The sequence below is a fragment of the Kordia sp. SMS9 genome (assembly GCF_003352465.1).
Taxonomy (GTDB): Bacteria; Bacteroidota; Bacteroidia; order Flavobacteriales; family Flavobacteriaceae; genus Kordia.
On the sequence record NZ_CP031153.1, the window covers coordinates 123,023 to 149,529 of the forward strand.

Consider the following 26,507-nt stretch of genomic DNA (forward strand, 5'->3'; position numbering starts at 1 on the left):
GTAGTTTTCAGTTTCAATAGCTATTTACAAAGATACTACTTTCAGCGTGACTTGTTTTATAAAAAAATCTTAACATTTTCTATCTTGGAATGTTCTTTGCAATTTATCACACAGAAGTAACACTATTGCATTTAAAATTCTTACTTTACATACGTAAAAACGTCTTTTAGAATTTTACATTGTGATTAAACATGATAACGAATGAAAAACGCACTCACTATATTTATGATTCTACTCTTTAGTCAATTTTCTAACGCACAAGAAAAATATACACAACTTTGGAAAGAAGTCACGGCACTTGAAAAGAAAGGTCTAACGAAATCCGCTTTTGAAAAGGTTTCTGAAATTTACACACTTGCTAAGAACGATCAAAACAATCCGCAAATCATCAAAGCGTTTCTGCACAAAGCAAATTATCAGATGACGCTGGAAGAAAATGCTGAATTGACCATCATCAACAATCTCAAAGCGGAAATTGCCACACAATCGTTTCCTTCCAAAAATATGCTGCAAAGTATTTTAGGACAATTGTATTGGCAATACTTTAAAACGAATCGTTACAAATTTTACAATCGTACCAAAACGAATGAAAAAGTAGATGCCACCGATTTTAGAACGTGGGATTTACAGACATTATTTACTGAAATCTTCACACAACTTGATGCATCACTTCAAAATGCGGAACAATTGCAAACGACAGACTTACGTGCGTTTAATGAAATTCTCAACACACAAAAAGGCTCGAAAACCTTTCGCCCAACTGTCTATGATTTTTTGGCGCACAATGCCTTAGATTTTTACAAATCGACCGAAAACAACATCACAAAACCGAGTGAAACTTTCGAAATTAACAATGAAGACTATTTGAGTGACGCTAAACAATTTTCAGAACTCACATTGACGACAAAAGATACGCTTTCGCAAGAATTCAAAGCACTGCAAATCTATCAAAAACTCATTCGTTTTCACTTGAAAGATGCATCGCCTGAAGCACTAATTGCCGTTAATATTGAACGCTTGAAATATGTACAGCAAAAAGCTACTTTTGAAAATGTAAAAAGAAAACTCATCGCTATATATCAACAAGAAAAAGCAACACACGCTTCTCATCCGTATGCCGCAATGTATGATGTAGAAACTGCCAAATTGCACAAAGGATTTGGAGATGCTTACACTACCGAACAACCTGAAAAATATAAATGGGAATACAAAACAGCAATCGAATTGTGTGATGCGGTCATTGCAAAATTCCCAAAAGGTGAAGCGGCTGCACAATGCAAAGCCATCCGAGCTGATATTTTAGAAAAAGAATTTTCTATCACTACCGAAGAGATTATTCCAATTGCGAAACATTCAAGAATGTCCATTCAGTATAAAAATGTAGAAAAACTATACTTTTCTATTCGTAAAATACAATACAATCAAATAGACAAATACTATACGTTAGATGATAAAAAACAATTCAAATTCATCAACAATTTGCCTGTTGCAAAAACTTGGAACGCAACCTTACCAACAGATAATGATTATCATTTGCACACCACAGAAATTGCCATTCCGCCATTAGAAAATGGTTTCTATGTCATCATTGCATCTCCCACGGAAACACTAAACCGAAAATTTATGGCAGATGAAATTTTACAAGTCACCAATATTGCCATTACACATAAAAAAGCGCTTAGCGAATATATATTTCAACTCACCGATAGAAATTTTGGAAGCCCAATTGTCAATCAAAGAATAGACATTAAATACAAACTAGGCTACAGAGGAGATAACAAGCAAAAAACACTCACCACTGATGCTACCGGAAGTGCTTCATTTTATCCAGCTTCCGTTGGTCGTTTGTATGATTTAGACATTAAAGTTGCTACAAAAAATGATACGGCGTATTATGAAAATTTTAGTTTTTACAAGCGTTCCACTCAAGAAAATACCGATCCGATAAAAACCCTCTTTTTATTTACAGACAGAAGCATTTATCGACCATCGCAAATCGTACATTTCAAAGGAATTTTGGTACGTAGAGAAGGCACAAAATCTACGATTGTCAGTAATGAAAAAGTACAAATTACACTACGTGATGCCAATAATCAAGTGGTAAGTGCCAATTCGTTTGTTACCAATGAATACGGTTCGCTCAAAGGTGAATTTGTCATTCCGAATAACGGCTTAACAGGAAGTTTTTCACTAAATGCTTCAATACATAACGACAGACTCGGAAGTACTTATTTTTCTGTGGAAGAATACAAACGCCCAAAGTTTAAAGCGGAGTTTTTACCCATCACAAAAACCTTTGCCATCAATGATACAGTAACAGTAAAAGGAAATGCACTCGCTTTCGCGGGAAGCACCATTTCGGATGCCAAGGTGAGTTATTCCGTAAAACGAACGCCACGCTATCCACAATGGGTATATTGGAGAAGTCCATATATAAACACATCTTCACAACAAATTACAAGCGGAGAAACCAACACAGATGCTTTAGGAAACTTTGAAATTTCCTTTAAAGCGATTCCTGATGAAAGTACCGATAAAAAACTATTGCCTGTATTCGATTATGAAATTACGGCAGATATTACAGACATTAACGGAGAAACACGCAGTACAACTACAATTGTACATGTTGGTTATCACAGTTTGCAGGCTACAATTTTAATTGATAAAAAACTAGACGCCACCAAACGCGATTATACCGTAGAAATCATCACGAAAAATCTAAACAACGAGAAAGTTTCTGCAAAAGGCACAATAAGCATTCACAAATTGCAAGCGCCTGATCGTGTATTGCGAAAACGTCCATTTGCTGTGCCCGATTATCAATCCATCTCTGAAAAGGAATTTAAAGAATTATTTCCGTACGATGCCTATTCAAAAGAAGAAGAAGATTTTAGATTGTGGAAAAAAGGGAAGAATGTATTTAATGAAACATTCGACACCGAAAAAGCCGCCAAACTAGACCTAGGAAAAATCAAACGTTGGGAACCTGGAAAATATATCGTGGAAGCCATGACTACAGATGCCAATGGTTTTGAAATCAAAGATGTTACGTTTATCGATGTTTGGGATCCGAACGATAGACTCATTGCAGACAATAAATTATTTGAAATCTATACAGACAAAAAGTCGTATGCACCAAATGAAGAAGTCCTGCTTCATATAAATTCAGCAAACGAATTACTGAAATTAACGGTTGATATTGAAAAAGACAAACGCATTGTAAAATCGTATCAAATTTCAATGGGAAGTGGTAAACAAACCATTCGAATTCCTGTAGAAAAGGAAGATGAAGGCGGATTTGTAATACATTGTTCTGGAACGGTTTTTAATAGTTTTATTAGTCAAGAACTTCTAATTATCGTAAACTATCCTCCATCTGAATTAACGATAGAAACGACTACGTTTAGAGACAAATTAAAGCCTGCGCAAGAAGAAACCTGGAGTTTTAAAATCAAAGGCACGAAAGGAGAAAAAGTAGCGGCAGAACTGCTTTCTAGCATGTATGATGCGTCGTTGGACGAATTCAAATCGCACGCTTGGAATTTTAATCCAATCTACAAACCTACATACTATAGTCACATTTATATCAATGCTGGAAAAAGTTTTGACATTGCTCGTTTTGGCGATTCCTACATGAACACCAAACACAGAAACTACAGCACACAAGCCTACGATCAACTCAATTGGTTTGGATTTTCGTTATATAGAGCCAGAAGAAGACTGATGATGCGCAAAATGGTAGCTATGGAATCTGCAAGCATGTCAGAGCGAAAAATGGCAGCTCCAGTTGCTGAAGATGCGGAAGAATCAAGCGATTATTTAGGAGCTGTTGGCAATGCTAATTCATTTGCAGCAGGAGATCAAAACACAAGTTTTAGAGATGGCGATGCATCTTCTGCTAGAGAATTTGAGCTATTTGAAGAAAAAGCAGCAACTATAGTTCCACGAAAAAATTTACAAGAAACGGCTTTTTTCTTTCCACAATTGCAAACGGACAGCGAAGGAAATGTATCGTTCACCTTCACGACGCCAGAAGCCTTGACGGAATGGAAACTACAATTGTTAGCACATACGAAAGCATTACATTCAGCGACTAAAACACTGACAACAGTTACGCAAAAAGAATTGATGGTATTGCCAAATGCTCCTCGATTTTTACGGGAAGGTGACGAAGTAGTAATTAGCACAAAAATTTCGAATCTATCCGATAAAAACCTCAACGGAGAAGCTTCGTTACAGTTAATTGATCCGACAAACGGAAACAATATCAATTCTGCTTTATTTCCGCGTTTAGGAAAGCCAACTCAAACATTTTCAGTAGACGCCAAAGGAAATACACAAGTTTCTTGGTTGCTATACATTCCGAAGAATTTGCAAGCAGTTCAATATACCATCACAGCGAAAGCAGGCGAATTTAGCGATGGCGAACAAAATGCATTGCCTGTCTTATCCAATAGAATGTTGGTGACGGAAACCTTGCCCATGTGGATTCGTTCTGACGAAACCAAAACGTTCACGTTGGACAAATTGGCAAACACAACATCTGAAACGTTGACACATCACAAATTGAGTTTGGAAATGACATCCAATCCTGCGTGGTATGCCGTGCAAGCCTTGCCATATTTAATGGAATATCCGTATGAATGTTCGGAACAAACATTTTCACGTTACTACGCGAATGCATTGGCAAGTCACATCGCAAATAGCAATCCGAGGATTCAACAAGTGTTCAATCAGTGGAAATCGTCGGATGCTTTGTTGAGCAATTTAGAAAAGAATCAAGAATTAAAATCATTAATCATTCAAGAAACGCCTTGGGTTCGCGATGCACAATCGGAAACGGAACAGAAAAAACGAATTGCATTACTATTCGATCTCAATCGCATGCAAGATGAAGAAACGCGTACACTTCAAAAATTACAACAAATGCAATTGCCTTCTGGTGGATTTCCTTGGTTTGCTGGCGGACGCGAAAGTAGGTTCATTACACAACATATCATTACAGGTTTTGGACATTTGAAAAAATTAGGTGTGCGTACAAAAGAAAATTTCAACACCAAAAAGCTTCTTCAAAAAGCAGTTCTATATCTTGATAAAGAATTTGTGCAAGAATACAAAGACATTCGCAAATACAATAAAGATGCCGACTTGTCCAAAGATCATTTGTCATATTCGCAATTGCATTATTTATACATGCGAAGCTTTTTTGGGGAGATTTCATTGAACGAAGAAGCACAGAAAATTCGCGATTATTATTTAGGGCAAATAGATCAATATTGGTTGAAACGCAGTTTATATTCCAAAGGATTAATGACATTGATTTCACATCGAAACAATCGTACAAAAACTGCCAATGCCATTTTGCGTTCGTTACAAGAAAACAGCATTACGAGTGACGAATTGGGTATGTATTGGAAGGCAAACACATCTTCTTGGTATTGGTATCAAGCGCCGATTGAAACGCAGGCGTTACTCATTGAAGCTTTTGCAGAAATTTCGAATGATATCACTTCCGTAGATAACCTAAAGATTTGGCTGCTGAAACATAAACAAACCAATCGTTGGTCTACTACCAAAGCAACGTCGGATGCAGTATACGCGTTGTTGTTGCAAGGAAGCGACTGGCTTTCCGTAACCGATATGGTTGATGTAACGATTGGCACTAAGAAAATTTCGCCTGAAACCTTAGAAAATGTAAAAGTAGAAGCTGGTACAGGCTATTATAAAACGTCGTGGAACGGAAGCGAAATTACGCCTGAAATGGCAAAAGTTACCATCAGCAAAAAAGGAAAAGGCATCGCGTGGGGCGGATTGTACTGGCAATATTTTGAAGATTTAGATAAAATCACCACGGCAGAAACCTCGTTGAAATTGAGTAAAAAACTTTTCAAACGTACGTATGACGACACTGGCGAAGTGATTACGGAAATCGACGAAAACACAAAACTTGAATTGGGTGATTTAGTGCGTGTTCGCATTGAACTTCGAAACGACCGACCGATGGAATTTGTGCATTTAAAAGACATGCGCGCGGCAGGTTTTGAACCGATCAATGTATTATCGCAATACAAAAGGCAAGATGGTTTGGGGTATTATGAAAGTACCAAAGACGCGAGTACCAACTTCTTCTTTGACTATTTACCCAAAGGTGTTTTTGTATTTGAATACGACTTGCGCGTCAACAATAAAGGGGATTTCTCTAACGGAATTTCAACGATTCAAAGCATGTACGCGCCTGAATTTAGCAGTCACAGTGAAGGCGTTCGTGTGAAAATTCAATAATGGGGCAATGTTTGCAATTTGATGATTTGAAATACTACGTCTGATCGAGTGAATTTGTGTAACAAATTTGTATCGAGATCTACTAGGAAGTACTGAGTTTCAAAGTACTTCTCGATACAATTTTTCAATGAAAAATCACTCGAAGTGACGTTTGGCATTTCAGATGTGCAATTTTAGATCGGATAAAACAAATCCTTCCATACGTCATCACGAGGAACGCTAGTGACGTGGTGAGCTGTGCATCTTAAAAAACTTTCGCAATGACGATTCAACATTCAACATTAAAAAGGTCTAAAAGCATGTAAGCGCGATCTAAATTCTAGTAGCGAGCGGTCTAGAAACTCGCAAATACTACTTGCCTTCCGAAACTAGGAAAACTACTTGCTATTTGTGTTGAAATACCTGAATTTCACATCAGTAATTAATACTCTTACATATAACGTTGAAAAATCTCAAATTTACACTATCAATTCAAACCTATTAATAATCACTTTTTTAAAAACAATGTATTATGAGTACTTCAACTTTAATTTTAGACCCAGGAACCAATGGTGGTGCACAAGTTACACCAGATCGTTTTCCAGCACGAATTCAACTTACATTTTCTCCACAAGCGCAAGCAGAAGCGTTTTATGGACTTGATGGACAAAGACCTTCAATTCCTTTAAAACCAGGACAAACTATTGATGTCGTTGTCAATGTAAATTCTTTACAATTGCAATACAGAGTGGTGAGCGGACAAGCTAAGCTTCAATGGGAATTGTAAGATAAAAATCTTACCCAATTTATACAAAAGAGTTGTTTCTGTTATTTAGAAATGACTCTTTTTTTGATTTGAAAATGTGCCAATTTGACGATTTGAAATACTACGTCTGATCGAGTGAATTTGTGTAACAAATTTGTATCGAGAGCTGTTATGAAGCAATCTATTTTCAAAGTACTTCTCGATACAATTTTTCAATGAAAAATCACTCGAAGTGACGTTTGGCATTTCAGATGTGCGATTCTAGATCGGATAAAACAAATCCTTCCATACGTCATCACGAGGAACGCTAGTGACGTGGTGAGCTGTTGATCGCAATAAAAATGCTGCTATTTGAAGTAACGGATTGCCACAAGTTTTTTCATTTCGACAAACTCAATGTAAAACTTTCACAATGACGTTTCAATGTTTCCAATTTGACGATTTGAAATACTACGTCTGATCGAGTGAATTTGTGTAACAAATTTGCATCGAGAGCTGTTATGAAGCAATCTATTTTCAAAGTACTTCTCGATACAATTTTTCAATGAAAAATCACTCGAAGTGACGTTTGGCATTTCAGATGTGCGATTTTAGATCGGATAAAACAAATCCTTCCATACGTCATCACGAGGAACGCTAGTGACGTGGTGATCTGTGAAAAAGTTCCGCAGTTTCAAAAAGTCCAAGAATGCATAAGCACGATCTAAGAGCGATCTAAGAGATTCCGCCTCTCGGGAACAAGTCTAATAATACACTATCTCAAAACTCGTTTGTTTATCCAAAATTTTCTCACCACCAAGATAATAATACGAACGAATCGTTTTCGGATTTCCTTTGTTGTCATACAAGTATTCGTATTCAATGTTGAGCGAAACAAGTTTTCCTCTTTGATAAAATGTCAGTGTTCCCACGACTAAATACATTTGGTCATTGGTATCGTAAGTAATCTTGTAGGTTTCTTTCTCTGCTCCTTTTGTTCTGTGATACGCGGTAATTTTGTTCGTTTTTGAATATTGAAAAGTTCCTGTTTGAATGCTGTCATTGGTTTCCACTCTAGGAAATTCTTCATATTTCTGTTGGTCAATAGCGAGAGAATCTTCGTAATAATCAAATAAATAGCGTTTGTATTCGGTTTGAAACTGCTTTAGCAACTTAGCTTCTGAATACGTGTATGTTTTTTTGTAAATATCAATCACTTCGCCAAACTTATCATAGATGATTTTTTTCGCAGGCAAATCGCCCATGTAGACCATTTTTTCCAACGCGCGATCTTCAAAAGTACTTCGCCATAACGTACGTGTATCATTTTCTTCCTCGTCAAATTCTTCTAAAATCAAGCTTTCAAATGCTTTTATTGTTATCAATCGGTTTTTTTTATCGTAGTTATATGAAATACTATCATTGTTATTGTAAAAGGCAATCAAACGATCATGTTCATACACATACTTGTCATTCCCTTTTTCGTCATATTCATAGCCTACATCTTCATTGAGTTCATTTTTGATGGTTTTCACAATTCGATTTCCTTCTTTTTTAATATCCGCTTTCGGTGCTTCCAAATGATTGATTTCTTCTTTGGAGTCTTCAATTCCATACGTATACGTTCGTGTGATGGTTTTTGCAAGTGCTCCATTCGCGTTGAGCAACATGGTTACTTTTTGCGTCGTAGCTTCGTCATAACCTTGTTCGTATTGTGTAAACGTTCGCACTACTTTTTTCACCTTTCCGTTATATTTTGTAGGATCAGAAATACGTTCATTGTCTAAATATGTATAAAAAGTACTTTCGGGTGAAGCCATCTCTGGTTTGGGAAATTCCTGCGCGTGTACCTTCGCGAAAGCGAAAACAATAGTTAAACTAATTGTAATATAGTTTTTCATATTCATCATAACGATTGCTGGTTAAAATACGTATGCGTTTGTTACTCTTTATTTTTTTGCTGTTTTGTAAATTCGGCGGTTCGTTGCAATTGTTCTTCCAAATTCCATTCAAAATTGAACCGATTTTTTAAAAATCCAGCAATCGGTTCCAGTCCAATCGCAGCTCTTCTTTTGTCAATATTTACAGGATCATACACTGGCCACACATTAAAACTTTTGGTTGCTGGATAATACTTCATCTGTCCGCCATACCATTGCAATTCTCCTTTTTCTGTGGCAATTCTATCTGCGGCTCGTACCAAAAAACGCGCTTCCAACTTCTTGTCTTTGACGGCTTGTCGCATCATTGGAAGGTATTTTTCGCGCACAGCATTGTCTGAATGTTGCAGCACATTACACAAAGTCCAATTTCCGTTATTGCCACTTTTTTCTGGAGAAGGCCAACCATACGTATCTAATATTGCCTTGACTTTCTTTTCGTTTACTGCGTGATTTTTCTTGTATATTTTTTGATACTTTTTAAATTCTTCCGAATCCGCTCCATGACGTTTCATAGCAGTATCTCGCAAGCGTATCGGCGTTTGTTCGGTTTCCCAAATGGTATCCAAAACGGCTATTAAATCTTTTTTAGCTATTTCTTGACCAAAGCAACAACTAGCAAAAAGTAGAAAGAAAACAATACTATATTTCATGATTTTGGTGGAATCGGTTTGTGTTGTTAAAGCTATGAGAATCTTTTTTGAAATCAAAATTACCATGCTCCCAAAAAGATAACTTTACGAACTCAAATGGCGCATTCCCTAATCCGTTATTGTATCTTTCACAAGGTTTCTAGTTATTTGTGACACTAACCAAAAAAACAGTTCTATGAGAAAAATATACATTTTCAGCTTTGTCATGTTTTTAGGTGTGCAACTCAGTTTTGCGCAATATAACTACGACAAAAAATGGCAAAAAGTAGAAGAATTAGAACTTGAAGGAAAAGTTGCTTCTGCACAAAAATTAGTAGAACGCATTTACAACGAAGCCCATAAAACACAAGAAACTACACAACTTGTAAAAAGTTTTCTCTATCGTGCTAAATTTTCTTTGCTCCTTTCGGAAGATGCGGAAGTTCAGGTATTACAAAGTCTTCGGGTAGAAATAGATAAACAAGCATTTCCTACAAACGCCATTTTGGAAAACATCTACGCAAGCTTGTTAACGCAATATGCAAGAAAGTATCAATACAAAATTCGGAAGCGTTCGGTAGTACAATCTGAAAGCATTCCGAGCGATGTACAATTGTGGGACATCAAAACCTTTGTGACAGAAATTCACAAGCACTTTCAACATTCAATTTCGCGTGAAGAAGCATTGTTGCAACTTCCTGTAGAAAACTATATGACTTTATTAGAAGGAAATGCTACGATGCACATATATCGTTCGAGTTTGTATGAAATTTTAGCACACAATGCCCTCGATTTTTACGAAACAAACATTCCGTATGCTTACAAAAGCAATGAAAACTATCGTATTTCTGAGAAAGACTATACTCCAACGGAAACATTCATACAACAAAAATTTCCTGAAAACACACAAGAAGTTTTTGCCATGAGCAATACTTTGCAACTCTTTCAAAAGCTGGAAAAAGTAGCACTCAAAAACAAAAATGCACATGTAGATGTCGTTTTGAAACGTTTAAACTTCATCCTTAAAAGCACGCAGAACTATTCCAAAAAAGCTTCAAACTACACGAAAGCACTGCAACAATTGGGGAACAACTATCAAAACAATCCGTTGGAAGCGTTGATCAACTATGAACTTGCCAATCATTATTTTAAGGTTTCGCAACGTTACTATTACGATTCAAATGAAAATTCTAAAGAGTTGCGCACCAAAGCAATTGCGCTTACAAAAGCAATGACGCTTGCACATCCAAATTCGGAAGGCGGCATCAAATGTGCATTGCTTCAAAAAAAGATAGCACAAAAAAGTATCAAATCTACCGTCGAAACGTTTAGCATTCCAAACAAAGCCACACTAGCACAAGTAGAGATCAAGAATATAGACACCATATATTTAAAAGTCTATCGCGCACCACACGGACTTTTAGAAAATGTAAGCTATGTAAAACGTGATTCACTTGTGAATGATTTCATCAAATATAAACAACCAACACTTCAAGAAACATACAGTACCAACATCCCGAAAGATTATTACAAGCACACAACAGAAATCAACATTCCGTCACTTCCAAAAGGCAATTATCTCCTAGTACTTTCCGATGACGAAGAAGGACTCACTACTACAAGTGTAGTATCGTACAACAGTATTCAAAAAACGAACCTTTCGGAAATTATCACAGAATATAACGATAAAGAAGTACATACCATTTTGCATCGCGATACTGGAAAACCTATTCACAAAGCAAAAATTAAAATCTCAGACAACAAAGGAACTGTCAAACAAACGGAGCGCACCAACGTATATGGTCAAGCCACGATTAACAAACGTTCGCGCTATAAAACGGTTGAAAAGTATATCATTCACCAAGAAGATACCTTGTACACAGCCGCTACATCGTTGGGAAAAAAATATGAAAAAGGCGAACAAGAAGCCTATTGGGAAGCGAAGCCATTTGTGTTTACTGACAGAGCTATGTACCGACCTGGACAAACGGTCTATTTTAAAGTCGTGGTGATTCAACAAAAAAATGGTGTGAGTTCCGTAGTGCCAAATGTATTTTGTGAAGTTGAGGTCGATTCCGAAGACGGCGAACTAAAATTATTGCGACTCAAAACCAACGAATTTGGCTCGTTTAGCGGTTCGTTCAAAATTCCAAAAAGCAGTACAACGGGCGAATTTACCATTATAGTTGATGAAGATTTAGATTATGAAGAAGAAGAACATCCTTTTTGGGACCAAATAGACGAATTTGATACTGCCGAACATACCTTTACCGTAGAAGAATACAAACGTCCACGGTTTGAAGTTACGGTAGATCCTGTAACGAGCAATGTTGCGTTCAATGATACGATAAAAGTAACAGGAAATGCGAAAGCTTTGCTCGGAAGTTCATTGACAAATGCTACTGTTTCGTACAAAATAACACGATTTATCAATGCGTACAAATACAATTCAAATGAGCAAGAAAAAATCATTGTGGAAGCGAAAACCAAGACAGACAACAACGGAAACTTTAGCATTCCGTTTGTCGCTACCATTGACGAAAACGTTGCTAAAAAAGACACCTACGCGTATGAATACACCGTTTCCATAGAAGTTACAGATATCAATGGCGAAACGCAAACTGCCGAAAAAATGGTCAGTGTCAGTACCAGCGGCTTTACATTAGATTTAGATATTCCCCGAAAAAGTAACAAAAAATTACCGTTAAAAGTAGAGATTACCACCAAAGACATCAATGATGTCAATGTCGCAGCCAACGGACATTTTAAAATATATAAGCTTACAAATCCGACACGCGTGTATAAAAAACGACCTTGGTCAGTTCCAGATTATTACATCATTCCAAAAGAAACATTTGTGCAACAATTTCCACACATGTCGTATGATGACAAGGAAGAAGCGCAAGAAAAAGAAGCACAAATAACCTCAATGCCATTTAATACAGGCGAAAAATCAACCTTTACTTTAGATGTTTCTTCGTGGGAATCGGGCGCGTATATGATTGAAAATGCAGTGTATGATGAAAAAACAAAGGATAGTATTACGCAATCGGAAAACTTTGTACTCATTGATCCAGACGACGAATATTTAGCAAACAACGCACTATTTGACTACGAAATACGCAATAGCGATTATAAAAATGATGGCTTTATAAAGTTGAAATTGGCAACCGCTTTGCGCGATGATAAACTGAACGTATTTGTACAGGCATTCCACGAAAGTGAACAAATTTTTTCGAGCATGGAATCTGTTGAAAAAGGTTCAAAAATTGTCACCATTCCGCTTGCCAAACAATTGACGAATGAAGTAACCATCCGAATGAGTTTTGTAAAATTCAATACGTTTTATGAAGATGAATTTTCAATACTTCTGTATGAAGACAAAAACTATCTCAACATTGAAACCACTACATTTCGTAACAAATTGCAACCTGGACAACTGGAAACATGGCAGTTTAAAGTACTCAATTTAGAAAATAAAGGAAGTAACGCCGAAGTATTAGCGTCTATGTATGACGAATCACTCGATCAATTTAAAGTGCATGATTGGGATGTGAATTTTAATCGCTTCCGCGGAAATTACTATGCAGCACCACAATTACAAGTGCGTGGTTTCAAAACGAAACGATCTCGTGAAATTTACAATTCCAACAATAATTACACGATTCCAACATTCAAAAAACACCTAAAATTCAATTGGTTTGGACTCCACTTTCAAAATGCTAAATATGCAAACGATCAATACCTCACAAACATAAAAATACAGCAATATCTAAACAACACTGTATATACAGGAAGTGTTTCTGGCTATGTAGTGGACGATACAGGAATGCCGTTGCCTGGTGCATCAGTAGTAATACAAGGAACCAACATTGGAACTATAACCAATTTTGATGGTTTGTACAGCATCAACGCAAAAGCAAGTGATGTTTTGACGTTTAGCTATGTAGGTTTTAGTCCTGAAGAAGTGAAAATTGGAAGTCAAACGAATGTTAGCGTACGTTTGACTGGCAACAATGCTTTGGAAGAAGTAACTATTACCGCGTATGGAATTTCTACAACAAAAGCGGCAGTATCATCTAAAGTCATCACTATAAATGGTAAATCTATTCAACATGTGCCAGTAGGATCTTTAGATCAAATGCTCCAAGGCATGGCAGCTGGCGTCAATATAAATACGGGAAGTGGTGATTCAGGACAATCAGCCAACATTATTATAAGAGGACGAGGCTCTTTACAAGGCGACCTAGAACCGTTGTTTGTGATTGATGGTGTTCCTGTTGATCAAAATGTGTTTCGAAATTTATCAGATAAAAATATTACCGAACTTAGTGTTTTAAAAGGTGCTGATGCAACTGCCTTGTATGGAAATCGCGGAGCTAACGGCGTGGTAATTGTTACCACTAAATACGGAACACGGAAAGAAATGGTTGGCGATACCGAAGTAATTGTCGGTTTAACCGAAGAAGATATAGACACGGTTGAAACGCGGAAAAATTTACAAGAAACTGCTTTTTTCTATCCGCATTTACGAACGGATGCCGAAGGAAATATTGCTATCGAATTTGAAGCGCCAGAAGCCTTGACACGCTGGAAGTTTCAACTTTTTGCACATCAAAAAAATGGAATCTACGGAAGTATTTTAAAAAATGCCGTCACACAAAAAGAATTGATGGTAGTTCCGAATATGCCGCGTTTTCTGCGTGAAAACGATACGATTGTCATTTCCACGAAAGTGGTCAACTTGCAAAACAAAGCCACCAAAGGAATTGCTTCGTTACGTTTATACGATGCCCAAACGATGGAATCCATTGACGCAAAAGTACATCTCACCGAAAAAAATAAAAGCTTTACATTGGACGCGAAAGGAAACACAAATCTTTCGTGGAAACTATACATTCCCAAAGGAATTGAAGCCATTCAGTATAAAGTAATCGCTACGGCGGAAAACTTCTCAGATGGTGAAGAAAGTGTGTTGCCTGTACTCAAAAACAGCATTTTAATCACGGAAGCAAAACCTTTTGTGGTAAAATCAAGAGAAGAGAAAACGGTTATATTTAGCAAACTCGCTACAAATAAAAGTGAAACCTTAGCGCAACACCAATTGACCTTGGAATATACGTCCAATCCAACGTGGAGCGCCATTCAGTCGTTACCGTATTTGCTAGAATATCCGTATGAATGTGCCGAACAAACCTTTGCGCGTTTGTATGCCAATATGATTGCCGCACATATTTTGCAAAGCTCGCCTAAAATAAAGGAAGTTTTTGAAGCTTGGAAAGCCAATGGACAACAGATTTCTGACTTGGAGAAAAATCCGGAATTCAAATCCTTATTGCTTGCGGAAACTCCTTGGTTGCGCGATGCAGCTTCTGAAACGCAAAAGAAACAACAATTAGCAACATTATTTGACGAAAACGCATTGAACGAACTACAGCAAGAACTCTGGTACAAATTGGACAACTTACAAACCGCTTCTGGCGGATTTCCATGGTTTGCTGGTGGAAAAGCGAATTATTACATCACACTTCATATGTTGCAAACCTATGCGCATTTGGTAACATTCAATGGAATGACAGCACCGTTAAAAAATGACGCGCACCAAATAATGAAAGCCGCATGTAAATATATTGACGAACGTTTTTTAATTGCGCATGATGTACTGAAAACCTCAAATAATGCTTCTTACCAACAACAAATTGAGTATTTGTATACACGAACGATGATTGCTGATTTTATAGAAATTCCTGCAAATGTAAAAGAAGCGATGCAGTTGTATGTAGACAACTTGCAGAAAGATTGGTTGTTTTTATCTGTAAAACAAAAAGCCATGTTGGCACTTAGCTTGGCGCGAATGGACAAACAAAGTGATGCAAAAAAAATCATGACGGCGTTGGACGAACTTGCCGTAAAAAGTACTGAAAATGGTATGTATTGGAACGAAGTAACCAAACGTCGTTATGACACTACAAGCGCAGTAGAAACCCAAGCTTTATTGATTGAAGCTTATGCAGAAATTACCAAAGACGACGCAATTGTGCAAGAATTACAATTGTGGTTGTTGCAACAAAAACAGCGCAACCAATGGGAAACCACCAAAGCGACTACCAAAGCAATTTATGCCTTATTGTTGAATCCGAAGGAATTCGTTTCTATCAAAGACCATACGAAATTCACGATCGGTACGGAAAAAATCAAAACAAAAAAACTAACGGAATCTGAGAAAGAAGCTGGCACAGGCTATTTTAAAACGTCTTGGTATAAGGATGAAATTACCAAAGACAAGTCAAAAATAAACATAAAAAACAACGGGAAAACAGTTGGTTTTGGCGCAGTCTACTGGCAGTATTTTGAAACATTGAACAACGTTACCCAAAGTGAAACTGCTTCGTTGCAAGTCTCCAAAGCTTTGTATGTAAAAGAAACTGTGAATGGAGAAGAAACTTTAGTTCCGATTGCGAAAAAAGTGTTGAAAATTGGCGATAAAATCACGGTGCGATTAACGATTCAAAACAAAGATGATGTTGAGTTCATTCACTTAAAAGACATGCGCGCCGCAGGTTTGGAATCAATAAATGTATTGTCGGAATACAAATGGCAAGATGGTGTTGGCTATTATGAAAGTACGCGTGATGCTAGTACTAATTTCTTTTTTGACCGCATTCCGAAAGGTGTTTTTATTTTAGAATACGAAGTCCGCGTTAACAATACGGGCAATTTTTCTAACGGAATTACGACTATTGAAAGCATGTACGCGCCAGCATTGAGAAGTCATACCAAAGGAATTCGAGTGAATGTGGAGTAAAATTGGGATAAGGGTATTTTCTGATAGATTTTTGCTATTATTTAACTACATTTGAAAATATCATTACAGACCGACCATACCATGAAAAAACTACTACTTTTATGTACCATTTGTATTGCAACAGCGTCTTACGGACAGATTATTAATTTTCCTGATGCAAATTTTAAAGCGAAACTCTTAGAAAGTTTACACATTGATGATAATGATGATGGCGAAATAGATGTCGCAGAAGCCTTAGATGTGACTCGACTGTATATTCATTACGGAAATATTTCAGATTTAACTGGTATTGAATTTTTTACCAATCTTACGGAAATACGCTGTGATAATAATAATATTTCAACATTAGACTTGTCTATATTTCCGAGTTTAGAAAAAGTAAATGCCAACAATAATAATATAACAAGTATTAATGTATCTGGCTTGACGAATTTAGAATTTTTAAATGTGCATGATAACCAACTTACAAGTATAGATATTAGCGGATTATCAAATTTACACAGCATTTTAATTTCCAACAATCAAATTTCAACACTTGACACACAAGGATTATCATTGAGACGCATAGAATGTTCTGGAAATTTATTGACAACTTTGGATGCGAGTCATCATACAGAACTTACCTTACTGAAATGTGATAATAATAGTTTATTAGAATCCTTGAATATAAAGAATGGAAGTTTTGAGCGTTTTGGTTCAAGTTTTTCAGGAAATTTTGCGTTGCGATATATTTGTGTCGATGTAGAACAGTTTGCAGATGTTCAAAATAAAATTGCGGATTACGGATATACCAACTGTACTATTAATACTTTGTGTTCGTATGTTTCAGGACAAGCTTTCTCTTCAATTTCAGGTGCAATTTTATATGATGAAGCTTCTGATGGTTGTGATACTAACGATGTTGTATATCCTAATTTAGAATTTACACTTTCCGATGGCACGAATACTGCCACGAGTTATGCTGAGGCATCTGGCAACTACAATTTTGACATTCAAGATGGAACATATACCGTAACGCCAGTTCCAGCAAATCCAACATATTTTAGCTTCTCTCCTGCTTCTGTAACGGCAACTTTTCCAGACGATGCTTCTCCAAGCATTCAAGATTTTTGTGTGACACCAAATGGTGTATATCCTGATTTGGAAGTAAAATTTATGTCGGCAGGTGTTGCGTATCCTACCAATTTACCCTATCCCATCACAAATGATTATACTATAGGGTTTTTAGACAACGATCAAACGTTTTCTTTTAGACTTGTATGTGAAAATACAGGAACTACCACACAATCAGGAACACTCTATTACGGCTATAACATAACAGAAGTATTATCAACTACGACAACTCCTATGGGAACCGATTTTGGCGTTGGAGGTTTGTCGTGGAGTTTTACAGACTTAAAGCCTTTTGAAACATTTGAAGTGTTAGTAGTTTTAGAGTTTTCACAACTGCATTATCATAACTTTAATCATTCTGCTATCGCTATCTCTCCGCAACCAGATGCTACTTTAGGAAATAATGAGATGATGTTGGTTCATGAGGTTTCTTGTTGCCTTTTAGACACGCCAACTTTTTCTTTTAAAGATTATTTTGCGTTGTACCCAAACCCAACAAATGGCAGATTAAATTTAAAACTGAAACAACAAATTGACGTTTCTTCTTTGACAATTTATAATATGTTTGGTCAAAAAGTAAAGACTATTCCATATCAAAATCAAGAGCTCACCACAATTGATGTTGCAGATTTAAGATCAGGGCAATATTTCATAAAGATTTCAACCGACAAAACACTATTTACCACACGTTTTATTAAACAATAAAACTAGTTGACAAATTCCCCAATATGCCACAAAATTCCTGATGGATCGTGGAGAAAGAATTCATTCCCCCAATCGTTATACACGATACTTTTGAGTCGCACATTTTCATATTTTTGGTCTAATTGTAAGGATTGTACGTGTTCAAAATGTTTTTGTAATTCGTCAACTTCCATAAAAATCATGGAATTGTCCACCCAATCTTTCACATACGCATCTTGCAAATAAAAACCGAAGTTTCCCATGTGGAAATAAGACATGTTCGGAAATAGAACGATTTCTTCAAAACCCAAATCACGGTAAAAATTTCGAGAGGTTTCATACTCTTTTGCGCCGATAAACGCTCTCATAGATTTGATATTATAGTTCATTGCACAAATATTTAAGTAGTTTTTACACAAAAAATCATTTTCCCTCACTGAAAAAGACCGTTTACGTATTTCTTGTTTTATAAAGTAGTAAGATACAATAGTTTTGAAGCATAATCAAACCAAATGATATGAGACAAACATTACTTTCTTTGCTATTTTTAAGTGTTTCTATGTGCTGCTTTGCGCAGAAACATACATTGACAGGAACTATTTATGATGAAGACAAAAACGTATTGGCAGATGCAAATGTGATTGTAAAAAATTCCACCAACGGAACCGTCACGAATTCGCATGGACGCTTTGCGATTGAAGTTGCTCCCAAAGACGTGCTGGAAGTTTCCTATTTGGGCTTTGAAACAAAGAAAATTTTCATTACAGATCAAAAGAAAATTTCTTTCACACTAAACAGCACATCAGCACTAATAGACGCCGTGGAAATTACGGTTTCTGAAAGAAAAATTACGTGTACAAATACTGCATGTACAAAAATAAGTTTGAGCAGAAGCTGTGGAGTAACATCTCATGGCATATTGATTGAAAAGAGTGTTCAAAATGAAAAAAGAATGGAAACGACTCTTTTTCCAAATCCTTCCGCAAACGGATTATTTCAGCTTCAGCTATATAAAAGTTACACAAAGCTTACGCTAGAAGTTTTCAATATGAACGGACAATTGCTACAATCCAATACATATACGAAGCTTTCTAAAAACCCTCAGATTGATCTTTCAAAACATCCAAAAGGCATGTATTTAGTACGAATTGTCGCTGATGGAACTGTTTTGGAAACGAAGAAAGCGATGCGGTTGTAGGTTGAAGTTTATGGGTTTAATTTAAAATTCAACATTTAGCATTTAGCATTTAGCATTTAGCATTTAGCATTTAGCATTTAGCATTTAAAATTAAGCATTCAGAGTACTTCTCGATACTAAATTTCTACGAAATTTCACTCGAAGTGACGATTTTGTAATTTGAAGATTTGAAAATGTTTCAATTTGAAAATAAACCTTTGATATGTCATTCCGAGGAGCGATAGTGACGTGGTAATCTGCTTCTAACTTTAAACTCACACGTCAAATCGAGTGAATTTGTGTAACAAATTTGTATCGAGATTTGCTTTGAAGCACTTAAATATTCAAAAATCTAACAACACATTCAAAAAGCAAAGCGTTCTAACATCAAAGTACTTCTCGATACTAAATTTCTGCGAAATTTCACTCGAAGTGACGGTTGGTTTAATGTAACAATTTGTTAATGTAGAAATGTGTTAATATAGCAATGTGTTAATTTGGTGATTTGGTGATTTGTTTCAATCAGATAAAAAATAGTGTTTGAAACTAGCAGATTGCCACAAGTTTTTACAAAACTTTCGCAATGACGTTTCAAAATAGACTTTGAACTAATTTAAAATTTAACATTCAGCATTTAACATTCAAAAAGTCTCAAAAATCTCCGCTTCCAAACGTTCTTCAATAACTTGATCGTCTTGTTTGTACACGTAATAGGAATGATTGTTTTCATTGAGCGACATCGCTTTGACAGGTTTTCCGTTTTCAAAGACAATTCCTGCTAAGTCATCACATGCATAGCCATCGGTTAAAATTCCGTTGGCAATATTGCTGTGAAATAACGGACGGCGCGACGCTTCCGAATGGTAATGCGGACAATGACTGTATGGTAAGAAGTTGAACCCTTCAACAAAGGTTAATTCTTTTGGGCGCGAATCTGTAAATCCGCCATTAAACCAACATAAAGAACCAGCGCTTCCACCTGCTAAAATGATTCCGTTTTGATAGGCTTTCATCAACGCTTTGTCGATTTCATGCGCTTTCAACAAGGTCATCATATTGAGCGTATTGCCGCCACCAATAATAATGGCGTCCATTTGCAATAAATACTCTTCGAAACTCCAATCTTGTGAACTAGAACTGATCCAAATTTTGAGTACATGTGGTTCTACTTCGATGTTGTGGCAGAGTTCATACCAATATTCAATATACCAAGGTGCATCGCCTGTAGCCGTTGGCAAAAAGCAGATTTTCGGCTTTGCTTTTCCAGTCAGTTTTGCAGTATATTTTACAAATTTTTGATTCACTTGTCCACCATACACAAATAAAGTTGAGGTTGTATCCATAGTTTTTTGATTGAAGTAAAAGTTTGGAATTCTATTTTAATTATGCTCAAATTTTCTAGTATCTCCAGGTTTTTGAGTAAAAGGCGGTCTTGGACGTTTTGCATTTTTTTGAGATCTGTACGCTTGCATTTGCTCCCATCTTTTAGGATCGTACTTTTTCCAAAACACTTCATAAAATTTTCTATTTCCTTTATCGTTTCGAATAAAATCTGCAAAAAGTGCTACAATTTTATCGCGATACGGAGAGTTTTTATGAAGCATATCATAGTTATTTTCATCAAAAACCATAATAGAAGCGTAAATCGTTTTCCTAGATTCCAAACCTCTTGCAATTACCGTGAATTTTTTATCGTCGTTTTCAAACAACGGAATGTCTTTCCAAAGCAATTCAGGCAAATGACTCTGCGTAGTTCTAAAAATTTCTTTAGCCCAATTTCCAAAATGATCATATAGTACTTTTCGTGTGAATAAAGCAGTAGTTACACATTCAAATTTGACTTCATTGATCTGCAACGTATCATTTTTTACCACAGGTCGATATTTATGATATAAGATTCCCCTAAAACCTTGTTCTATTGTTCTTTCACAACGTTTGCCAATTGGTGTTGTTTCGTAATATTCTACCGCTAATTCTTCGTTCAAAGCGCCATTGGGTAAAATCAAATTTTTATCAAACAATAACTCAGCAATATCTTTGGGAGATTTCACTTTTATTTCGCTAAAAGCAGCGTTCATGTCTGATTGTAGAAAGTAGAGTTTTGTATTTGGATAGTACGATTGGGCACGTTCATTGTATTTTTTTTCCAAGTGAACTTTAATGATTTTTTCATTCTTCTTTAAATCGTAAATAAAGAAGGTTTTTTTGTTCTTTTTGATGATTTTTACATACGGTGTATCACCAATGTAGGCGATTCCGTTTTCTACATGAATATCTTGTGCAAAAGCAAAACTAATGTAAAAAGCGAAAAGGATAGTAAGCCATTTTTTCATGGTAGCGATTTCGGTTGATGACAGAAAGATATGGAATTTTAGCTTTTTATGATAGTAATTTCTTTAGAATGATGCGTTACATTCTCTTTATAAAACAAATTTTTTCGAAATTCCGCTGGTTTTTTATCGTTTAATAAATTTAACTTCCCGTTTAGTTTGATGAGTTCTTGAAAGTGCTTTTCACGCTGTTCATATTGTTCTTTATTGTTATACGTTGTAATCAGCATCAAGTGAAAAGGCGCTGCTGCGGAATAGGAAGTTTCCATAATTTCAAACGAATGAATATACTTTTTCTGCATTGCCATGTTGCGCAATACTTTCCAGTTATATTCATAATAAAACATGGCTTCTGCCTTATTTTCATTGACAATTTGCACAAAATCTACAGTGGAAATGCGTTCACTTTTTTGTGAAAATACACTTTGCGTGAAGAGAAAGAACAACACTAGAAAAAGTGTTTTTGAATGGATGGTTTTCATGATGATTGATGATTTCTATCCAAAAAAGATACAAAAAAAGCGACTTAAAAGTCGCTTCGTATTAGTTGTTTAACATTTCCCAGAGTTTGTCTTTCAACTCCATAATGCCAAGTTGCGCTACAGAAGAGATAAACATGTATGGAACGTTGAGATCTTTGTCGAGTTCTACACGCATTTCTGCCATCAATTCTTCGTCAAGCATATCCGATTTTGAAATGGCGATGAAACGTTCTTTATCCAGCAGTTCGGGATTGTATTTTTTTAATTCATTAAGTAAAATATCGTATTCTTTGGAAATATCAGCGCTATCCGCGGGAATCAAGAATAACAAGGTTGAATTTCGTTCAATATGACGCAAAAAGTAATGTCCCAAGCCTTTTCCTTCGGCAGCACCTTCAATAATTCCAGGAATGTCTGCCATGACAAACGATTTAAAATCTCGGTATTCTACGATTCCTAAATTTGGTTTTAGTGTCGTAAATTCATAATCGCCAATTTTTGGTTTTGCAGACGTAATTACAGACAATAAGGTTGATTTTCCAGCATTTGGAAATCCTACCAAACCAACATCTGCCAAGACTTTTAACTCTAAAATGATGTCAATTTCTTCACCAGGAATGCCAGGTTGCGCATACCGCGGTGTTTGATTTGTGGACGATTTAAAATGCCAGTTTCCGCGTCCGCCTTTTCCACCTTGTGCAATGATTTTTTCCTCATCGTGTTCCGTAATTTCAAAGATGACTTTATTCGTTTCTTTGTCACGAATTACGGTTCCGAGTGGCACATCTAAATATACATCTTCACCATCGGCACCTGTACTTCGGTTTCCACTTCCATGTGCACCGTGACCAGCTTTGTAATGTCTTTTTAATTTGTAATGAAATAATGTCCAAAGGTTTTGGTTTCCGCGTACAATAATATGTCCGCCGCGTCCGCCATCGCCGCCATCGGGTCCACCTTTCGCGTTGTATTTTTCGCGTAGTAAATGCATAGAACCTTTTCCTCCGTTTCCGGAAGTCAAATGCATTTTTACATAATCTACAAAATTCCCTTCTGTCATTGTCTCCTCTTTTTATGTGGACGCGTTGTGTTGTTTACAATTGATCAATAGTAGCGCTCAAACGCACTGTAATTTCTTCAATAGTTCCGATGCCGTTGACACTGTGAAATTTGTTTTGTTTCTTGTAGTAATCAATTAATGGCGCCGTTTTTTGATTGTATTCATCAAAACGATTTCTAATTTTATTTTCGTCCTGATCATCAGCACGACCACTCACTTTTCCGCGTTCTAACAAACGTTGAATTAAGATTTCATCATCCGCTTCTAGCGCAATAGTTGCAGAAATTCCCATGTCTTTTGTCGCTAGGAAATTATCCAATGCTTCTGCTTGTGCCGTAGTTCTTGGGAAACCATCAAAGATAAAACCATTTGCCTCTGGGTTTTTTTCCACTTCTGCTTGCAACATGTTGATCGTTACTTCGTCAGGCACCAAATCACCTTTATCCATGTAAGACTTGGCTAATAATCCTAATTCTGTACCATTTTTGATATTGTATCTAAACACATCTCCTGTAGAAATATGCACCAAGTTGTATTTTTCTTTTAAGAAATTTGCTTGTGTTCCTTTTCCAGCGCCTGGCTTTCCGAATAAAATTAAATTGATCATGTTGTGGTTGTGTAATTGATAAACTTCAGGTAGATTTCTTCCCAAATCGTCATAGTCGAGTCCGTAACCGACAATGAATTCGTTGGAAATTTCCATCCCGATATAATCTATGTTGTGTTGTTTTTTATATGCTTCTGGCTTAAAAAATAAGGTTCCTATTTTAAAGTCTTTTACTTTTTTTGCTTTGAATATTGCGTGCAATTCATCTAAGGTGTTTCCTGTGTCAATAATATCTTCTAATACGATCACAGTTCTGCCTTCAATATCTTGAGAAAGTCCAATGAGCTCTTTAATTTCGCCAGAAGAAGACGTTCCATGGTAGGATGCTAATTTTACAAAAGTCATCTCGCATGGATAATTATACGCTTTCATAAAATCGGCAAAAAACATAAATACACCATTCAAAATTCCAACGAAAATGGGTTGTTCATCTTTGACATCTTCTGCAATTTCAGCAGCCATTCTGGTCACTGCTTCCTGAATTTGTGCTGAAGAGATAAATTTTTTGAAATATTTGTCGTGTAATTTGATCACTTTTGCGTGTTTTTCCTATGATTTTCCTTAAATAAAAGACACAAAATGCTTTTAAAGGGGCAAAGATACAAATTGATTTATGAATAACGTTTAATGAGTTTACTTTTACGAAATTAGATTTGTATTTTTGTTGAAAATGTAAAAACGAATGAATTATTTCTCCTCTAATTTTAAATTAGGAATTTTAGGCGGCGGTCAATTGGGAAAAATGCTGCTCTACACTACCCGAAAGTTTGATGTATATACGTCTGTGTTGGATCCAAGTGACGAAGCTCCTTGCAAAATAGCGTGTAATGAGTTTCACCAAGGTGATTTGATGGACTTTGAAACCGTGTATAATTTTGGTAAAAATGTGGATGTGTTAACTTTTGAGATTGAACATGTAAATGTAGACGCATTGCAAAAGCTAGAAGATGAAGGCGTACACGTATATCCGTCTGCAAAAACGTTGCAAACCATTCAAAATAAAGGAATTCAGAAGCTTTTTTATCAGAAAAACAACATTCCAACAGCGCCATTTTCTATTTATATGTCGCTAGAAGAGTTGCTACACAGTGTAGAAAATGACGTGATTTCGATTCCGTTTGTGTGGAAAAGTACGCAGTTTGGCTATGATGGAACTGGTGTAAAAGTAGTACGTTCTTTAGCAGATTTAGAACGTTTGCCAAATGTAGAGTGTATGTGTGAACAATTGATCGATTTTAAAAATGAGCTCGCTGTAATTGTTGTGCGTTCTGTTTCTGGAGAAGTAAAAACGTATCCTGTGGTAGAAATGGAGTTTCACCCAGAAGCCAATCAGGTGGAATATGTAATTTGCCCTGCGAGAGTTTCTGAGGATATTCTAGCGAAAGCCCAAAAAGTAGCATTGCAAGTTTCAGAAGCATTACAACATACGGGAATTTTAGCCGTAGAAATGTTTCAAACACAAGACGACGAAATTTTAGTGAATGAAGTGGCGCCAAGACCTCACAACAGTGGACATTATAGCATTGAAGCGAGTTATACGGATCAATTTGAACAACACATTCGCGCCATTTTGAATCTTCCGTTAGGAAAAACCGAAAGTAAAGTTGCGGGAATTATGGTGAATTTGGTAGGCGCCGAAGGATATACGGGCGATGTAGTGTATGAAAATATTGAAAAAATCATGCAGTTGGAAGGCGTAACACCACATATTTATGGGAAGCAACAAACACGCCCATTTCGCAAGATGGGACATGTAACTATTGTGAATGAAGATGTTACCGAAGCACGAAAAGTAGCGGCGGAAGTAAAACAAATAATCAACGTAATTAGCAAATAATATGGCAAAAGTGGGAATTATTATGGGAAGCACAAGTGATCTTCCTGTAATGCAAGAAGCAATTGATATTTTGGAAGGTTTCGATATTGAGATTGAAGTAGATATTGTGTCTGCACATCGAACTCCAGAAAAGTTATTCGATTATGGAAAAAATGCGCATACGCGTGGTATTAATGTGATTATTGCTGGTGCTGGTGGCGCGGCTCATTTGCCAGGAATGGTAGCTTCATTGTCTCCACTGCCTGTAATTGGTGTTCCTGTAAAATCTCGAAATTCTATTGATGGTTGGGATTCTGTATTGTCTATTTTGCAAATGCCTGGCGGCGTTCCTGTAGCAACTGTTGCGTTGGATGGCGCAAAGAATGCTGGAATTTTAGCGGCGCAAATTATTGGAAGTTCAGACAAATGTGTGTTGGATAAAATTTTGGTGTACAAAGAAGGTTTGAAACAGAAAGTGATTGACGGCGCGAAGAAGGTTGCGAAGTAATCGTTCTTTCCGACTTTAAGATATATTAAAACAACAAAAGCCGCTTCGAAAAGCGGCTTTCTTATCTTTACAAACCATTTAAAAATAAAACTAACCTACCATATTATTAATCATTTTTTACCCAAAAATACATTGGACTAAATAAGTTTGTAATGATGCATCAAAAGTATTGCATTGCTTGGTTTTTCTACTTTTTGGATGCATAAAAAATTGTTTTCTCGTTGAAATGATTAAACTCTTCGTTGAAAGGTATTTCTACTTTTTAACTACTTATTTTAACTTCATTTAAAGACATAAAAAAACCCTCTAAGAACTCTTAAAGGGCTTTCATCAACCAATCCATTTAA

15 protein-coding genes are annotated in these 26,507 nt (G+C 36.3%); 7 read left to right on the forward strand and 8 right to left on the reverse strand.

Annotation, left to right across the window (positions count from 1 at the left end; translation table 11 throughout):
* Positions 1-201: 201 nt before the first annotated feature.
* On the forward strand, positions 202-6,282 hold the full coding sequence (locus tag KORDIASMS9_RS00570) for an alpha-2-macroglobulin (RefSeq protein WP_205318022.1): 6,081 nt from the start codon (positions 202-204) through the stop codon (positions 6,280-6,282).
* A 511-nt stretch (positions 6,283-6,793) separates the two neighbouring features.
* The gene (locus KORDIASMS9_RS00575; RefSeq protein ID WP_114900982.1) at positions 6,794-7,048 is read left to right on the forward strand and encodes a hypothetical protein; all 255 of its coding nucleotides are present in this window, start codon (positions 6,794-6,796) and stop codon (positions 7,046-7,048) included.
* Between the two features lie 722 nt (positions 7,049-7,770).
* On the opposite strand, the gene KORDIASMS9_RS00580 is transcribed toward KORDIASMS9_RS00575, so the two are convergent.
* Entirely contained in the window at positions 7,771-8,916 is a 1,146-nt protein-coding gene (locus KORDIASMS9_RS00580) for a hypothetical protein (RefSeq protein ID WP_162819696.1), read from the reverse strand.
* A gap of 32 nt (positions 8,917-8,948) precedes the next feature.
* Entirely contained in the window at positions 8,949-9,599 is a 651-nt protein-coding gene (locus KORDIASMS9_RS00585; protein ID WP_114905101.1) for a DUF6624 domain-containing protein, read from the reverse strand.
* Between the two features lie 175 nt (positions 9,600-9,774).
* Between KORDIASMS9_RS00585 and KORDIASMS9_RS00590 the strand changes: the two genes are divergently transcribed.
* Together KORDIASMS9_RS00590 and KORDIASMS9_RS00595 are read left to right on the forward strand one after the other, a co-directional pair.
* Positions 9,775-16,383: an MG2 domain-containing protein gene (locus KORDIASMS9_RS00590; protein WP_114900984.1), complete on the forward strand. Its 6,609-nt coding sequence runs from the start codon at positions 9,775-9,777 to the stop codon at positions 16,381-16,383.
* An 81-nt stretch (positions 16,384-16,464) separates the two neighbouring features.
* Complete coding sequence (locus KORDIASMS9_RS00595) at positions 16,465-18,201, forward strand: T9SS type A sorting domain-containing protein (RefSeq protein WP_114900985.1); 1,737 nt, start codon at positions 16,465-16,467, stop codon at positions 18,199-18,201.
* A gap of 2 nt (positions 18,202-18,203) precedes the next feature.
* On the opposite strand, the gene KORDIASMS9_RS00600 is transcribed toward KORDIASMS9_RS00595, so the two are convergent.
* Positions 18,204-18,569, reverse strand: coding sequence for a glyoxalase (locus KORDIASMS9_RS00600; protein ID WP_114900986.1), 366 nt, complete (start codon positions 18,567-18,569; stop codon positions 18,204-18,206).
* 128 nt (positions 18,570-18,697) lie between these two features.
* On the opposite strand from KORDIASMS9_RS00600, the gene KORDIASMS9_RS00605 reads away from it, so the two are divergent.
* Positions 18,698-19,378: a T9SS type A sorting domain-containing protein gene (locus tag KORDIASMS9_RS00605; RefSeq protein ID WP_114900987.1), complete on the forward strand. Its 681-nt coding sequence runs from the start codon at positions 18,698-18,700 to the stop codon at positions 19,376-19,378.
* 620 nt (positions 19,379-19,998) lie between these two features.
* Here KORDIASMS9_RS00605 and KORDIASMS9_RS00610 read toward each other — a convergent pair.
* From KORDIASMS9_RS00610 to KORDIASMS9_RS00630, 5 genes are all read right to left on the reverse strand, one after another.
* Positions 19,999-20,700 carry a peptidase E gene (locus KORDIASMS9_RS00610; RefSeq protein ID WP_114900988.1) on the reverse strand — a complete coding sequence of 234 codons (702 nt, stop codon included), beginning with the start codon at positions 20,698-20,700 and terminating at the stop codon, positions 19,999-20,001.
* Between the two features lie 36 nt (positions 20,701-20,736).
* The gene (locus tag KORDIASMS9_RS00615) at positions 20,737-21,690 is read right to left on the reverse strand and encodes a hypothetical protein (protein WP_114900989.1); all 954 of its coding nucleotides are present in this window, start codon (positions 21,688-21,690) and stop codon (positions 20,737-20,739) included.
* Between the two features lie 38 nt (positions 21,691-21,728).
* Positions 21,729-22,169 carry a hypothetical protein gene (locus tag KORDIASMS9_RS00620; protein WP_240321108.1) on the reverse strand — a complete coding sequence of 147 codons (441 nt, stop codon included), beginning with the start codon at positions 22,167-22,169 and terminating at the stop codon, positions 21,729-21,731.
* Between the two features lie 61 nt (positions 22,170-22,230).
* Positions 22,231-23,229: a GTPase ObgE gene (gene obgE / locus KORDIASMS9_RS00625; RefSeq protein ID WP_114900990.1), complete on the reverse strand. Its 999-nt coding sequence runs from the start codon at positions 23,227-23,229 to the stop codon at positions 22,231-22,233.
* Between the two features lie 34 nt (positions 23,230-23,263).
* Positions 23,264-24,370, reverse strand: a complete 1,107-nt coding sequence (locus tag KORDIASMS9_RS00630; protein ID WP_114900991.1) for an adenylate kinase — start codon at positions 24,368-24,370, stop codon at positions 23,264-23,266.
* Between the two features lie 148 nt (positions 24,371-24,518).
* On the opposite strand from KORDIASMS9_RS00630, the gene KORDIASMS9_RS00635 reads away from it, so the two are divergent.
* Together KORDIASMS9_RS00635 and purE are read left to right on the forward strand one after the other, a co-directional pair.
* Positions 24,519-25,673: a 5-(carboxyamino)imidazole ribonucleotide synthase gene (locus KORDIASMS9_RS00635; protein WP_114900992.1), complete on the forward strand. Its 1,155-nt coding sequence runs from the start codon at positions 24,519-24,521 to the stop codon at positions 25,671-25,673.
* A 1-nt stretch (position 25,674) separates the two neighbouring features.
* Positions 25,675-26,160, forward strand: a complete 486-nt coding sequence (gene purE / locus KORDIASMS9_RS00640) for a 5-(carboxyamino)imidazole ribonucleotide mutase (RefSeq protein ID WP_114900993.1) — start codon at positions 25,675-25,677, stop codon at positions 26,158-26,160.
* The last annotated feature ends 347 nt before the right edge of the window (positions 26,161-26,507 follow it).